The sequence below is a fragment of the Aurantivibrio infirmus genome, from assembly GCF_054767315.1.
Genome location: NZ_BAAFSK010000003.1, coordinates 234,488 through 249,692 on the forward strand (window position 1 = coordinate 234,488; position 15,205 = coordinate 249,692).

Consider the following 15,205-nt stretch of genomic DNA (forward strand, 5'->3'; position numbering starts at 1 on the left):
TTTTGCGGACAAAATTCCCCGCACTTGCAAGGAGAGGAAATTTAATAGATATTAGCGAGATTCTTTCACCAACTGGTATGTAAGTCGTTGTCAAATAAAGAAAAAAAAGCCACCATCAAAGATGTCGCCGCTCTCGCCGAAGTTTCCATTAAGACTGTTTCACGGGTCGTTAATAAAGAAGGCAACCTGCGTGAAGCGACGCGGGACAGAGTGCTTAAGGCGATCAAAAAACTGCGTTACACACCTAACTTATCTGCCCGTGGATTAGCAGGGCATCATTCATTCTTGTTCGCCGTCCTCTACGACAACCCCAGTGCAAACTACATACTGGATATTCAGAACGGTGTATTAAAGGCGTGTCGGAAAGAGGGTTTTGATTTGCTGATTCACCCTTGCGAAGCAAAATCCAAAAAACTGTTTGAAGACATCAGCTCTCTTGTCAAGAAAAGCCGCGTCGCCGGTCTTATTCTCACGCCTCCCCTTTCCGACATGCTCCCACTACAAAAAAAATTACAGAAAGCAAAAATACCTTTTGTAAAAATTGCTCCCGCAATCTGCGATCTTCACTCTCCCAGCGTGCAGTGCGACGATGAAGCCGCCGCTTTTCGCATGACTGAGCACCTGCTTTCTCTTGGCCATACCAATATTGCTTTTATAAAAGGACACCCCGACCACGGCGCCAGTGAATTACGATTGGCTGGCTATAAAAAAGCGCTTAAGGAAGCGGGTATCGCAATTAATAGAAAATTTATTCGGCAAGGGCATTTTGATTTTGCTTCAGGCGTCCGCTGCGCAAAAGAGTTATTACGTTTGAATTCGACCCCGACAGCGATATTTGCCTGCAACGACGACATGGCCGCGGGTGTTCTGTATGTCGCTCATCAGATGAAGGTATCCGTGCCGCAACAATTATCCGTAACGGGCTTTGATGACACGCCCGTAGCACGACAAGTATGGCCCGCATTAACAACAGTCAAACAACCCATCGAAAAAATGGCGCAATCAGCAACTGCTCTATTAATTGCTACCTTAAGAAAGAATCCTGACTCAAAGATTGATCAGATGTTTGAATGTACTTTGGAAATTCGAGATTCCACGGCGGGGGTTTATTAATTACTGAATCTTAGGCTGAACGACTATCGCAATGTGGTTTAAAAATAAAGTTTGCTCTAATACTAATCCACACTAACCCGAACACCGTCTTCAATCAGATCCGAAGGAAAAACTACAACTTCCTCGCCCTCAACGAGCCCATCCAACACTTGGGCAAAGTCAATGCTGCGTTTACCAATGTCAATCTTACGCAATTGCGCCTGATTATTTTCCACCACAAATGTTTGCCAAGCATTGTGACGTCGAAAAATAGCACTGGTGGGTATACGTAATATGTCGTCTGCCTCCCACACTACGATAGCCGCCTCGATGCGATAACCCGTACCAAGCAAAGATGTATTCTCGATTAGGTGGCCAATAACATTAACTCGTTGTTCCTCTACACCCAACGTCGATATTTTTGTAAAGGCTCCGGGTTCAACATAAACAACCTCGCCTTTTAAAATAGAATCGCCACCCCAACCGGTAATAATAATCGGATCACCCGCTTTTACTTGCACAGCATCTTGAGTGAGCAAATCGATTACCAATTCTAGATCTGCTCCTGAACTTAATTCAAATAGTGCACTACCCGCAGCGACCACCCGCTCGCTTTCTTGAAACACACGAATTACTTTACCACTCGCCGGAGACACCACGGGTACCACGTAACTACTTTGAACCGTACTTTGATTAATACCGATTAACTGTGACGAAGCACTTTCGAGTGCTGCTTCTGCCGCTTCAACCGATGCTTTAACACTAGCCACTCGCGCTTTACTTGATAGCGCCTCTTGTTCGTAAAAATCTCGTGATTCAACGCTGACAATGTTTTTCTCGTACAAATCATTGCGACGTTCAAACTCTGCTTGCGCGCGCTTTTGATTACCTTCTGCTTCTTCTAATATCGCTCGCACTTCGTTTAGACGCGCCTGCGCTGCTCTGACATTCGCTCGCAATGCGGCTTCTGTTCGAGCATCATCTGGCGTTGGTGCAATTCCCGTGAGTACATCACCTTGCTGTACCGTTTGCCCTTCTTTATATTCAGTCCGCAGTAATCGTCCGGTAATGGGAGCGGCAATGGTATAACGATCACGTGCCCGCGTTTGCCCCTCTTCTTCAATCGTAACGGTCAAAATTCCACGATCAATAGTCGCAATATCAACAGCAATACTTTTCGGTTGTAGTATTAACGCCGCCACTACGACACCCAAAATTGCGACACCGATATACGTTATCCAACGTTTGTTTTTTTGATTCATAAAACTCTACTCACGTGTTTTTAAAACTTCGATCAAATCAAGTTTGTTTATGCGACGGCGCACAATAGCACCACTAGCAGTGGCAGCGGCAACAGTCACAATAGCGGAAATAAAATAGGTTTTAAAACTGATAACAAAAGGAATACGGTAGGTTTCGGTTTCCATAGAACTCACCAATGCAAAAGAAAGCGCGTAACCAATTAACCAGCCCAAGGGAATTGCCAATAAGGTTATTAATGCTTGCTCACCTAAGAGTAACACTGACGCTTCACCCCGCCGAAAACCCATCACCCGCAAACAAGCAAGCTCACGACCGCGCTCCGATAACGAAATACGAGCGCCATTGTAGATAACTCCCACCGCAATGACACTGGCAAAGCCCAGTAAAAAACCGACAGCAATAAATAAACTGTCGGCTAATTGTTCTTCAAAGTTTTTTAACATTGATGTGGGCGATGCAACACCTGCGACAACCGGTAAGGTTTTAAGCTGACGATCTAATTGTTGGCGCTGATCTGAGGTGACGGATAAATACGCACCAGAGACAACTTCAGGGCCGGTGACTAATTGTTGCAAGGCACTTTGCGTCATGTAAGCAGATACACCCAAAAAATCGTCAACCACTGCAGAAATTTCAACTTGCCCGTGTACACGCCGCCCTTCTAACACTTCGACATTAAGCGTATCACCAATGTTTGCATTTAATTTTTCCGCCAATATTTCGCTTAGCACCATACCTTTTCCATGGAGTGGTTGTACGCGATTATTCGCCGTTACTACTCTTCGCAATTCACCGTCTGGGCTTAAGCCTTGAATACCCACCGTGCGTTCCTGATGACCGAAGCGCAATCGCACCGGTACTGAACGAAATGTTTCGACGCGGGTGACGCCGTTTAAGTGACGTAGATCGTGATAAACCGAAGCATCCACCGACTCGTTAAAAGTTAGGGTTAAATCTTCTCGTTGAATTTCACGGAATTGTAAATCCATCATGTAGCGCACGCCGTCGAACATAAACATACCGATGAGAAGAATCGCAACCGAAAATGCAACGCCGAGGGAAGACATTAAAGTTTGACCCGGTTTGCGATTCACGTTGCGTAAAATCATTCGCGACGAGGTTGATAACCAGCGAGACAAGCCGGAACTTTCTAACCAACCGGCACTAAAACGAGCTGGTGGTTCTGGACGCATCGCTTCCGCAGGTGGCAACGCGGCAGCGCGGCGTACCGCCACCAAGGCACCACCGGCCGCTGCAACAATGCTAACGAATACAGCAATTAAAATTAGTGTTGGGCTTAAACGAAATTCTAAACCGGGAAGATCAAAATACTGGCCGTACAAACGCATGTAAGCACCACCCAGCCAAACACCAATACCTGAACCAATAATAGTTCCCGCTATAACCGCCACCAAAGCAAAGCTTAAATAATGCCAACCCACCTCGCGATTGCTATAGCCGAAAGCTTTGAGTACGGCAATTTCACTTCGCTGCGTGGTAATCAAACGACCGAGCACGAGATTTAATAAGAAGGCCGCAACGGCTAAAAATACAAAAGGGATGGCAGTTCCCATCACGCGATTTTGATCTAACTCGCCTTGTAAAATCACGTGAGACATTTGATCTTTGCGAAGATAGGCGCCCAAACCACCGTAAGGATCGAGAAGGAAATCCAATTGTTCGATGACGGCTAATCGATTTACATCCGGCTCCAACGTCAGCAAGACTTCATTAAAAGCACCGTCCATATCATAAGCGGGCCCGAGCACATCGCTACTCATCCACAACACACCATAACGCTCATCGTCTGGATATAAGGAACCCGGTGGCACTGCATAAGTATGTTCCGCTGAAATTGCCGTGCCGACGATATCTAATTCCCGCGCGCGACCGTTGATGACAACCGCCAACTTATCGCCGGGTTGAAGACCGCGAGCCTCAGCAAAGTTTTCACTGATAATTACTTCGTCGGGAATACCCGGCACCACATAACGGCCACTGCGAATACGAATATCATTTACGGCAGGACGTCCATGTGCTGGCAGCGACACAAAAAGTGCTTGTGCGGGCGCATCCAAACCTTCGAGATCCATGGTCGCAAAAAAACTAATTCGCGTTTCGACGGCACTCACACCAGGAATTAATTCGATTTTTCGTTGCAGTAATTCTGGTGCGCGCTTTAATGGTGCCCATACATCGGCGAAGTGAGTTTCCCGATAATATGATTGTTGTGCTTCAACCAATACGTCGTAACTACCGCGCATGGTTGTTACCGTCATGATGCCGGTCGCAACCACTAGTGCGATCGATAGCATCTGGCCTCGTAAATGCCAAAGCTCCCGCAGTAGTTTTTGATTAATAGCACTCATCAATATTTACCATTCAATCTCGTCGACATTAGCTCGGCTAGCGTTACGTTTGCGCTCAACAATTTCACCACTGCTCATACGAATTACCGTATCGCCCAAGCGCCCGATTGCTGCGTTGTGAGTAATAATCGCAGTGGTGGTATTAGTTTCGCGATTTACTTGATCGAGTACTGACAGTACTAATTTTCCCGTCGCTGCATCCAGCGCACCAGTGGGTTCGTCGCACAATAAAATGTCGGGACGTTTCGCCACACTACGCGCAATGGCGACGCGTTGCTGCTCACCACCGGATAGTTGTGCAGGGAAATGGTTGAGACGGTCGCTTAAGCCAACCAAGTGCAAGGCTTCGTCGGGGTCCATCGGGTTTGTCGCGATATCCGTTACTAAAGCGACATTTTCGCGAGCGGTAAGACTGGGTATCAAATTATAAAACTGAAAAACAAAACCGACGTGGGCACGACGAAATTCTGTCAAGCCATCGCTGTCTTGTGCGTCGAGTTGGAGATCACCGTAGTGCAAGGAGCCACTCGTGGCGACGTCTAGGCCACCAATAATGTTTAGTAGGGTTGATTTACCGCTTCCTGAAGCGCCTAGCAACACCAACAACTCACCGGCGCGTAATTCTAGATCTACATTGCGTAAGGCGTGCACGGTGATCTCGCCCATCTGATAAATTTTAGAAAGATTCTGCGCACGTAATACGACTTTATTAGTGCTGGTATCAGTGTCCATGGCGATATCGGTGTTGGCCGTATCCTCGGCAATCTTCGTTTTGGAAAACATGAAAAAACCTCTCCCCTGGCGAATTAATCAGATTCTACCGAACTTTCGACTAATTGCCATTGATCCATAACAATGTGAGCTGCGAGACCGCAGTCGATAATGATTATGAATTGAAACCTGACTCGAAACGAATCACGCTGAGACCGGCGACGGGAAAATTAACTGCTGGAGGTTCTTGATATTGTTGATTCATTTAATCAACTGTTCTGAGTTAAAAAAATGTTCAAAATTAATAAGCAAACCTTAGAGGCAGGTAATTCAACTGTGGAGGCGTAATGGGTACCTAGGTTTTGTATGTGAATTCGAGTCCGTAGAGATCACAACGAGATTAGTGTTGGGAATTCGTTTGGGGAGTGTTTAGTTTTTTCTAAATACCGATTCTGGCGAAGCGAATACTTTTTCAAAACTCGCAAAAGATACACTGCTGGCATCTTTTGCATTGTTCCTAAAAAGAGGTTTTCTACTCTATTTTCTTTTATACCTATATTCTATTTTTTTAACTACGTTTTTTCTCAATTAATAATCCCCTCCCCTTTAATCCATTCCACGAAACGCTCTGCCCAAGTATCACTAGGCAACCCCCGGGGCTTGATCCCAAAAGGCCCGCCTCCTTGTGAATAAATATGTAACTCCGCAGATTTACCCGCTGCATTCCACACCGAATAAAGTGCGATACAACCCTCAGATACGGGTTTGTGGTTCGCGGCCACGGCAATAAATAAAGGTGCGGCATTCTCCGGAACAACGACATCAACCATGGAAGGGCCATACAAGCTCACGACAAAATTAGGATAAGCTGCCGTATCACCCAAAAGTGCAGAGCCAACAGCGACGCCGCCGCCAGCAGAAAACCCCATGATGCCAATTTTTTCTGGATCAATATTCCATTTTTCTGCATTCTCGCGCACCATCCGAATGGCTTGCTGACCGTCGAGCGTTGCCAAGCGAATAACTTCATTCAGTTTTGTATTATCTGGATCGGGGTTCGCGTTGGCATTTTTAAATTCCAACTTGAGTTCAGATAGCGCGGGCATTTGCGGAGGTCCATCCGCTTTGAGTAAGCGATACTTCAACACAAACGCGGTAAAGCCTCGCTCAGTTAGCCATCGGGCAGTGTCGATTCCTTCATTCATACTGAGAATTCTAAATCCGCCACCGGGACTCACAATAACGGCAACGCCATTTGCAATGGAGGGGTCAGGAAGATAAACGCTTAAGCTTGGGTCAACAACGTTGTGAACGATTGTTCTCCCATTCGGGGAGGTCGTGCTTACTTCCTCGTGTTGCCAGGTTTCCGATCCAGGTGCTTTCCCTTCCCATAGTGGAAATGTTTCTTGGGCATAAACGTTGGAAAACACCGTAATAAACTGGATGCTTATCAACAAAAATATTATTTTAAAAATACCGTCGAATCCAACCTTCTTTAAACGCATTGCTACTTCACTCTCTCACATTCAACTTAGCACCAAATAAAATACTTGTTTGAAACGCTCTCAGTCAAGATGAACAACACTTTGTTATTCAGCAGTTTTCCATTGCTTACGTGCCGCCGATACAGCTATCGGCGTGATAAGGGCGCTTAAGACAATACCGTAAAGTGCCTTCATAATCACTCCCGTCGTAAAACTAATGGTTATTGGCTGAACAAAATTTAAAATTAATACCGTGCCGCCACCAAAAACAATAAGAGATAACAACGCAAGAACAATCACGCGGAAAACAAGATTATCCGGCAGAGGTAATATTGAGCCCGATCCCGGACTCACTTTACCAGCCCTGAGTTCTTTTATCGTCAAAATACTCGGCGGTAAGGTTGAAAAAAAACCGACGAACAGCGCCTGCGGAAGAAAATCGATCGTTAGCTTGGACATTTGCCCTAACACCAAGCTTGGCTCACCACGAAAAAATATCGAAAAAAATGCCATACTAAATAAGGCATTAACAATGCAACTCACCAAGGTATGTTTTGCAATAGCTGTCATGCTCAGGTTTCCTATCTATTATTTTTACTGGGTAAACAATTCACGGCGTAAATTATTTAGAATAAAAAAACCGGTGCACTTAAAAATACACCGGTTTTAAAACACTACGCTATCTTTTCCACCAGGGTCGACGACGCTGCTTTCGGTTTTCTAATTTCGCAGCGTGCTGCATCACATGATAAATATAATTTTGTTCGTAGGTTTTTGAGAAAAGATGCGACCACGGACCCCCAGCATAAATCGCCACGTCTTCACCGCCGTGAGTTTCCGGCCCAAGGGGAACTAAAACTTCCTGATGGAAATCGTGATCTTCGGTGTCCACGAAAGTCGTATCGTGGCGACCTGGATCTTCTGGTAGACGATAACGTAAATCACCGCCAACACCTTCCGCATACCCCAGGCCATTGCTATACCCTACCGTTGTGTAAGGTAGATCATCTAGCGCCAATTCGGGATCAGTGTTTGGATTCCCAGCATCATCAACGCCCACAACTTTACCGAGAATTGGGTTGCCACGTTTCGGGTAACCAGCCATCGTAAACACATGACTATGATCCGCAGTAACAATTACTAGCGTGTCTTTTAAATCGACCTTATCGAGTACGGATTCGACAGCAGCTGACAATTGTTTGGTATCTTCCAGCGCACGTTGCGCATTGTTAACGTGATGAGCATGATCGATGCGACCGGATTCGACCACCAAAAAATAACCACGTCGATTTTTTTGCAAAACCTGAATGGCTTTTTCTGTCATTTCGGTAAGGCTAGGTTCACCAGCGACGTCACCTTCGCGATCAGTCTCATATTGCATATGAGAATTTTCAAACAGTCCCAAGAGATGATCGGTATCGTTTGGATTAATATTTAATAATTGATCTCGATTCCAGACATAGGCGCTTAAGGTAACAACCCTATTCAAATATTTAAAATAATATTTTTTCTCAACATCATAGGCATAGGTTATGGATTATAAATAGATTTCGGAAGATATTGGCTGGATTACGAGAGGCATCCACAAGCACCGCAGATTGCTTTTATCGATTCGATGAATAGATCGCTTAAAAGGGTTGAAGGGCTTCGGTATCTTAATAGGTGAGTGTCGATATTTTCCACCTCAACTATAACAAGACGATCGATTATTGGTGAATTTTTTCTAACATCGCGGCTTCTTTTGCTATTGCTCGCTGCACAGCCGGTCGTTGTTTCATTCGATTGGCATGATCGATAAAACGTGGAAAGCGATTGACGTCGAATCCGCAGGATTGAACTCTAGTGAACACCCAATAAATATAAGCATCCATCGCACTCCAACTCTCGCCATACCACCAAGGCCCGTCGACAAGATGCTCTTCAATCAAACTGAAACCCTCATCCATTGCCTCACTGGCTTTTTGCTTAACACTGAATATTGACTTTCTCTCGACGAAAAACTCTGGTTTGCAAATTCGCGTCACCATTGGATGAAGTGTCGCTGAACAAAAACACAAATCTGACAGCTGTGCTAGCTCTTCGACTTTACTATCAGCTAACGGTAGCAAATTCGCCTCCGGGAACAGATATGAAATATAAGTAATGATCGCCGGATTCTCCGTTAATTTCACACCATCAACAACTAGTACCGGCACTTTGCATTTTGCATTTATTTTTCGAAAATTGAGTTTCTTATGTTCACCTTTATCCAAGCGTACCAACTTGAGTGAAAAGTCAGATTGAGCTTCTTCGAGCAAGATTAACGAGACTTTTGAACAGCTACCGGGAAAAGCATAGAGCGCGATTTTACTCATAGTAATTAATTCCAAAAAAATATTTCGCTATATATATTATTTAACCGATCTACTCAAGGTGGTATGACAATGCAATACCACCATATTAAATGGAGGCCCTAGTTATACCTACAAAGCCACATATGAACAAGCGGTCGAGAATAGTTTACAAGGGATTAATAAAAATCAACAACTCAAAAATATTATCGTCAGTTATCTCACCAGTAAATTTTATTACACCACTCTCTTCTTTTTACTATTAACTCCTCATATCTAGATATAGGGAAGACATATAGATAACAAAGCGTTTGAATTTAAAAATTGAGCGACATAGAATCTTCCTAATCGTAACTCAAACATAAAAATATCTAGCCATATTCATAACCTAGAGACAATACTCAAATGAAAAAAGTTAACTTACTTTGCGCCACTGGCATCGCACTCACGAGTTTGGTGCAACTTCCTGCATGGTCTAAAACCGTCAGCGAAAATGATTGGGTAAATATCTCCAATAAAAACTGCTCCTCTGAGAAGCTGCAAAACACTATTCCTGCATCAATGATTGGCGAAGCGGTTGCTGCTGTAAGTGTGGATACGATGACTTGGGTTGAAGGCACCGATGCTGTTCCAGCACATTGCATGGTAGAAGGCAGTATTAAACCCGTCGACACCAGTGCTACTGCACAAGCGATTCATTTTGCCGTCGCACTCCCCGCGGCTTGGAACGCTCGTGCGATTCAAATGGGTGGTGGTGGTATGAATGGCCGAGTGCCAAGATTAACCGGTAGTGCTACGGGCTTTCGCGGTGCTTCGGAACTACTAAAAGGTTATGCCACTTACGGAAGTGATTCCGGCCATAGCAATGATCCTAATTGGTTGTTAAATGATGAAGCAATTCGGAATTTAGGTTACGCGCAAATGAAAAAAACCCATGACGCCGCAATGGTCATCATGGAAAAAATTTACGGAAAAAAACCTGATTACAACTATTACATCGGAAATTCCCAAGGTGGGCGAGAAGCCCTCACCGTCGCGCAGCGTTACCCGCAAGATTACGACGGTATTTCCGCAGGGGTGCCAATTGTCAATTTTACCGCGCTCATGCAGTCACCGACTTTAGTTCGTATCCAAGAAAAGAAACTCGCGAACTGGGTCACTCACGTTAAGGGCAATGCGATCGTTGCTGAATTTATGCGTCAATGTGATGGCTTGGATGGCTTAAATGATGGCGTCATTAATAATTATGTCGATTGTCGCTCCTTGTTTAATGTGCAGGGCAAAACCGATCTAAAACCTTGGGCCGCAAAACTATGCCCCAATGATCGCGATCCAGATCCAGAAGACACATCTGAAAATGCCTGCCTTACCGCAGAACATATCGAAACATTGAACTTTGTTTTTTCAACGCGAGAATTTACACCGGTGGCAAATAACATCAGTCGTTTTGGCATGTGGGCACCCACAACTGCTGCAAACGGTAAAGGCATGGGTCAATTATTTTCAGATAAACGTTTTAAAGGTCAAGAAGGCGCAGAAGAAAATGCAAAAGTTTACAGCACCTTAGGCGTTGAAGGTGTAACCGGCATTATGATGCAAGACATCGACGCTAACCCCCTTGATTATGATCCCGAAGGTAAGCACCAAGCGCGTCGCATTGAAGTTTCATCTTGGTTAGATGCAACCAACCCAGACTTTAGTGCCTTTGAGAAACGAGGTGGAAAAATGTTAGTGATTATCGGCACCGATGACGCCATCGCATCGACGGGAGCGCAACTCGATTATTACCAAAGTCTACTCGACAAAGCAGGTCGCGACACCCTCGATACTTTCGCGCGTCTTTATGTACTTCCTCAAACGGGACACGCTTTAATTGGAAACCGTTACACCTTAACTGGAGAAGGCAAAACGCAAGCCGCAACTCCCCTACCCGCGAATTTTGATCGCCTAAACTTATTAGTGAACTGGGTCGAAGCCGGCATTGCACCAGGGAAAACTGAAGTGGTTACTGGAAATACCGATAGTGGTTTGATGTGCTCTTATCCCGAGTATCCTCATTATAAAAAAGGCGAGATAAGTTCAGCGGAATCTTATCAGTGTAAAAAACCGAAAAGCTTAAATTAATGTTGTAATTGAATTGGTTCAATAAAAAATTCTAACTCTAAAAATAATTCTAAAAAATCATGCTAAATATTTTACAAATTAGCTAGGAGAAAAATAATGGGCATTACTCGTAGAGACGCCATCATCGCCGGTTTAGTAACTGCCACTGTCGCAACATCACCTACACCGGCTTTTACAGCTGAGAATGCCGCCGATAATAAAGACCCGGGCTTGGAATTTGTGTTTGAAGTCATCGCAACTTTGGATGCACCAATCATTTTCGGCAATACAGGAATTGGCGAACGTCGTATCATTGGCATCAACGGTGGAACCGTTAAAGGCCCAAAATTTAACGGCACGGTTTTACCCGGTGGCGCCGATTGGCAAATCGTGCGAGAAGACGGCGTCAGTGATATCAGCGCCCGCTACACAATTAAAGCCGACGACGGTGCGCTAATTTATATCGACGCACCAGGAATTCGTGAAGCTTCACCCGCAGTAATTAAACGAATCAACTCCGGGGAAATTGTCGACCCTTCCGAATATTATTTTAGAACCACCCCCCGCCTAGAAACCGCTTCAGAAAAATACGCCTGGGTTAATCGCCGCCTCTTCGTATGTAAAGGCGTACGCTTACCCAACGGGGTTGAGATTCGGTATTACATGGTGACGTAAAAACTGGAATCAACTAGGAATTTTTGAACACAACTTTTGTTATTGTTGCTAACGCTGCATTCCGGTTCTGGTGAGAAGGACGTGTGCGCAAGACACGCTGTAACTCATCCTGGGCAGATTTTTTGCTCCATGCAAAATCTGCACTTCCGCCATCCTTGGCGGTCGCGCTCTCTTCGGCATCCATGCCTCAGAAAGTCTTGCACACACGCCCTTCTCACCAAAACCTAGCTCTGTAGTTAGTTTCGAACTTTAAGAAGGGAAGGCGTTGCAGCTTATCGATAAATCGAAAGCTGAACATTGAAAATGCACTCCCGCGATGATTTAATTTTCTATCAATGAGAAATTTAATTATTATCTAACCCAAGTTATTACCGGGATAATTGATTTATCGGATCGGTTACTTCGACCTTTTGATTTCCGTGGCCTCCTCCTCTGGAAATTTGACTCCCTCTAATCGCTTCTCCAACCTACTCACTTTCGCAAGTGCTGAGATACCGAAAATAAAACCCAAAATACCGAAAACACTAAAAGCGTCCATAGTATTCTCCTTCATGAGTAGAATTTAATTCTTATCTAACCCTGATTATTTCGATTATTTTCTGGTTATTTTTCTACAAAAAAACTTCTTTTTATCTCACTCATTTTTATTCCTCCAATTTATATTCTTTAGGGATAGTCAAGTTTTTTTGGCCAGAATATCGCACTTGAATATGTTTGGTCTGATCAAAATATGATATAAACTCCCAACGATCTTCAGAGAAAAAAGTAATAACCCCTGTCAACTCTTCTAAATCACCTTCGTAATAATGCCAGCCATTATGGATTTTGTAGGGAACCTTAAAGTCAAACTCATTTGACAAAAAATACGTTTTTGCTTTGTGGTCTAACCACACATAGTCAGAATCTAAGTCGCTTTCTCGCATAATAGTAATTCCCGAAGACTCCATGTGCCCATTTTTTGAATAAGAGTACCACTTGCCAACAATATCCTCCGCTTGAACATTCGGCCCTTTAGGCAAATTAATCGTTTCACCATTATGTTTTTGTAGAGTTATTGAAAGATCCTCTTCATCCACAAATGCAGATCGAAACGGGAAAATATCACTCTTGCCAAACGAGTAATAGCCATCACCACGATATTCATAATCAACCTCAACTACATCTCCAGAAAATCCTTTCTGATATATCGCTATACCTTTTGAATCTGTTCCAAACATCTCTGTGTATTCTCGGTCATACCATAGCGGCCGTTCTACTTCTCCTTTATCTGCCCAGGAGAAATCTACGTTCACTATAAATAATAAAATTAGTATTTTTTTCATAGACTTATTTCACATATAACCCACATAAAAGGCGGAGCGTCAGCGCAGCACAGTGGAGCCAATTTCGATTTTTTCGTTATGTTTCATTTGCTTGCATAAGATGATATTCACCTTCCTCACCAACTCCAACAGAAATAGTACGCCAACCTCTCGACTCATAGAAGCGTAGCGCATCAACATTTGCAGAGACACACTTAAGTGTTACGGGTCTACCAATATTGCTTAGACAAGTACGAAGAAGTTGGGTACCAATATTCAGGCCTGAGAAATCAGGGGATACATATAGATGGTGAATAAAGTTCTCCGGTTCGCAAACCGAAATAAAGCCCACCACACAACCATCTACTTCAGCAACCCAAATTTTTTCTCCTTTGCTATCCCGAACAAAATCGTCGATTCTAATTTGATCGGATTCAATCCAATCAAAAGTCTGAAGACGAGCTTGATAATAGATTTCTGACAAAAAAACAGTATCGTCTTTATTAATATTACGAATCACAGACAATCCTTTGCAACGTAACGCCCGCATTTGCGTAAAATTGAAGTGAAGCGTAAATTTTTCCGCAATATGCGCTTGTTAGGAGTTTTTTTTTGACACTAGCAACGTGCTCCATAACTAAATCCTCTGATATCGATTGTGCAATATTATATGCCTTTTGCATTGTTTGATTGAGGCTATCTATATCGGAAATTATTTTATCGCGCCCTTCTTCAGTGTGTATTGCCAACCCGTATTCTCTAAATATATGGTGCGTAAACCGATTCCTTGCTTTGAGTGCCAAACCCATTTTTGAGACTATGTCATCTTGATGATTAATTTTTGACGTTAGCTTTCTTAGCGAAGCGCCAAGCGTATTCTTGGCTACCTTTTCGGAAAGTTTTTCATAAGCCTTCGAAAAATCTATAGTTAATTCTTGACAGTTATTTTCGTTGGCTTCCTGTACAAGCAAAATTGTTCCTAACTCCATTTCCAAATACTGAGCCAATATAGCTGTTTTTCCGACAATTTCATTTAACTCGTGCTCAGAAGCCATATGTACGCCCAACAGTTTAATAAATAGCATGGTCAGATATAGATATTCGGCCTATATATCCATGCTAAATATTTTCAATTTTCACAATTAGAAAAAATATTTTTCAAACTAAGGGCAGATTTATTTTCTACGGAGGGAGTTATTAGAAGCAGAAACATCCTGTCGTATAAATCAGCACGGTCCTTTATGATATTTGAAATCAAATACTACACAAACACGCAACAAGGGTGAATATTTTATTTTTGGTAGTGCCATCGCCTCTTTTGTTCAGCTGTCGTGGGTTTGATCAGCTGCAACACATCTTTCCCCTGCCCTCCCCCAAAAAGATTGAACTGCGCGCTCAACCACTGAGTAACATGAGGCGTGTAGTGATTTCGAAGACCGCCTGAGGCATGGATGCCGAAGCCGAGCGTACAGGGACGTATTTATAGCGTGTCTTCAAAATCACTACACGCCATCATGTTACGGGGTTAATCACAGCAAAAATCATTATTCGAAGTTTCACCACCCGCTTTAGCTTCAGAATCACTTACTCGGATTTTGTAAACATTATTATGTGTTTTGAATTGAGTAGACTTTATTTATTGGCTTTGTCTTTGATCTTAATTATTTCCGATAAAAATCCACACCTTCACCTCTCATCCCATAACATAAAGGCGATTCTTTAATTCAAAGCCCACCACTTTAACCACAAAACGATTAGCAAAAGAATGAAACGAGATATACGACCCAGAAGTGTATCGTTAGATAGTCGCCAAGCTACTAATCGATAAGCAGGCGTGACTGGATACGTGGGGATTTGCTGAGTTATTAAATTTATTC

The 15,205-nt window shown here is 43.6% G+C and carries 14 protein-coding genes; 3 read left to right on the forward strand and 11 right to left on the reverse strand.

Going from position 1 to position 15,205, the window contains the following annotated elements:
* Window positions 1-87 precede the first annotated feature (87 nt).
* On the forward strand, window positions 88-1,113 hold the full coding sequence (locus ACYUCY_RS07830; RefSeq protein WP_460225910.1) for a LacI family DNA-binding transcriptional regulator: 1,026 nt from the start codon (window positions 88-90) through the stop codon (window positions 1,111-1,113).
* A 62-nt stretch (window positions 1,114-1,175) separates the two neighbouring features.
* On the opposite strand, the gene ACYUCY_RS07835 is transcribed toward ACYUCY_RS07830, so the two are convergent.
* The 7 genes from ACYUCY_RS07835 to ACYUCY_RS07865 form a co-directional block, all read right to left on the reverse strand.
* The gene (locus tag ACYUCY_RS07835) at window positions 1,176-2,354 is read right to left on the reverse strand and encodes an efflux RND transporter periplasmic adaptor subunit (RefSeq protein WP_460225911.1); all 1,179 of its coding nucleotides are present in this window, start codon (window positions 2,352-2,354) and stop codon (window positions 1,176-1,178) included.
* Between the two features lie 6 nt (window positions 2,355-2,360).
* Window positions 2,361-4,724 carry an ABC transporter permease gene (locus ACYUCY_RS07840; protein ID WP_460225912.1) on the reverse strand — a complete coding sequence of 788 codons (2,364 nt, stop codon included), beginning with the start codon at window positions 4,722-4,724 and terminating at the stop codon, window positions 2,361-2,363.
* 6 nt (window positions 4,725-4,730) lie between these two features.
* Window positions 4,731-5,507, reverse strand: coding sequence for an ABC transporter ATP-binding protein (locus ACYUCY_RS07845; protein ID WP_460225913.1), 777 nt, complete (start codon window positions 5,505-5,507; stop codon window positions 4,731-4,733).
* 512 nt (window positions 5,508-6,019) lie between these two features.
* On the reverse strand, window positions 6,020-6,940 hold the full coding sequence (locus ACYUCY_RS07850; RefSeq protein ID WP_460225914.1) for an alpha/beta hydrolase: 921 nt from the start codon (window positions 6,938-6,940) through the stop codon (window positions 6,020-6,022).
* Between the two features lie 84 nt (window positions 6,941-7,024).
* Window positions 7,025-7,489, reverse strand: coding sequence for a hypothetical protein (locus ACYUCY_RS07855; protein ID WP_460225915.1), 465 nt, complete (start codon window positions 7,487-7,489; stop codon window positions 7,025-7,027).
* Between the two features lie 109 nt (window positions 7,490-7,598).
* The gene (locus ACYUCY_RS07860) at window positions 7,599-8,408 is read right to left on the reverse strand and encodes an alkaline phosphatase (RefSeq protein ID WP_460225916.1); all 810 of its coding nucleotides are present in this window, start codon (window positions 8,406-8,408) and stop codon (window positions 7,599-7,601) included.
* 217 nt (window positions 8,409-8,625) lie between these two features.
* Window positions 8,626-9,273 (reverse strand): glutathione S-transferase family protein, encoded by a 648-nt coding sequence (locus ACYUCY_RS07865; protein ID WP_460225917.1) that lies wholly within the window; start codon window positions 9,271-9,273, stop codon window positions 8,626-8,628.
* Window positions 9,274-9,654: 381 nt separating this feature from the next.
* Here ACYUCY_RS07865 and ACYUCY_RS07870 point away from each other — a divergent pair, with 381 nt between their 5' ends.
* Window positions 9,655-11,373: a tannase/feruloyl esterase family alpha/beta hydrolase gene (locus tag ACYUCY_RS07870; RefSeq protein ID WP_460225918.1), complete on the forward strand. Its 1,719-nt coding sequence runs from the start codon at window positions 9,655-9,657 to the stop codon at window positions 11,371-11,373.
* A gap of 96 nt (window positions 11,374-11,469) precedes the next feature.
* A complete protein-coding gene (locus ACYUCY_RS07875) occupies window positions 11,470-12,027 on the forward strand; it encodes a DUF3237 domain-containing protein (RefSeq protein WP_460225919.1) in 558 nt (185 codons plus the stop codon).
* 13 nt (window positions 12,028-12,040) lie between these two features.
* Here the strand turns inward: ACYUCY_RS07875 and ACYUCY_RS07880 are convergent, their stop codons facing one another.
* From ACYUCY_RS07880 to ACYUCY_RS07895, 4 genes are all read right to left on the reverse strand, one after another.
* A complete protein-coding gene (locus ACYUCY_RS07880) occupies window positions 12,041-12,211 on the reverse strand; it encodes a hypothetical protein (protein WP_460225920.1) in 171 nt (56 codons plus the stop codon).
* A 460-nt stretch (window positions 12,212-12,671) separates the two neighbouring features.
* Complete coding sequence (locus tag ACYUCY_RS07885; RefSeq protein WP_460225921.1) at window positions 12,672-13,349, reverse strand: hypothetical protein; 678 nt, start codon at window positions 13,347-13,349, stop codon at window positions 12,672-12,674.
* 76 nt (window positions 13,350-13,425) lie between these two features.
* The gene (locus tag ACYUCY_RS07890; RefSeq protein ID WP_460225922.1) at window positions 13,426-13,848 is read right to left on the reverse strand and encodes a GNAT family N-acetyltransferase; all 423 of its coding nucleotides are present in this window, start codon (window positions 13,846-13,848) and stop codon (window positions 13,426-13,428) included.
* On the reverse strand, window positions 13,838-14,383 hold the full coding sequence (locus tag ACYUCY_RS07895; protein WP_460225923.1) for a hypothetical protein: 546 nt from the start codon (window positions 14,381-14,383) through the stop codon (window positions 13,838-13,840). The genes ACYUCY_RS07890 and ACYUCY_RS07895 overlap by 11 nt, the downstream gene beginning before the upstream one ends.
* Window positions 14,384-15,205 lie beyond the last annotated feature (822 nt).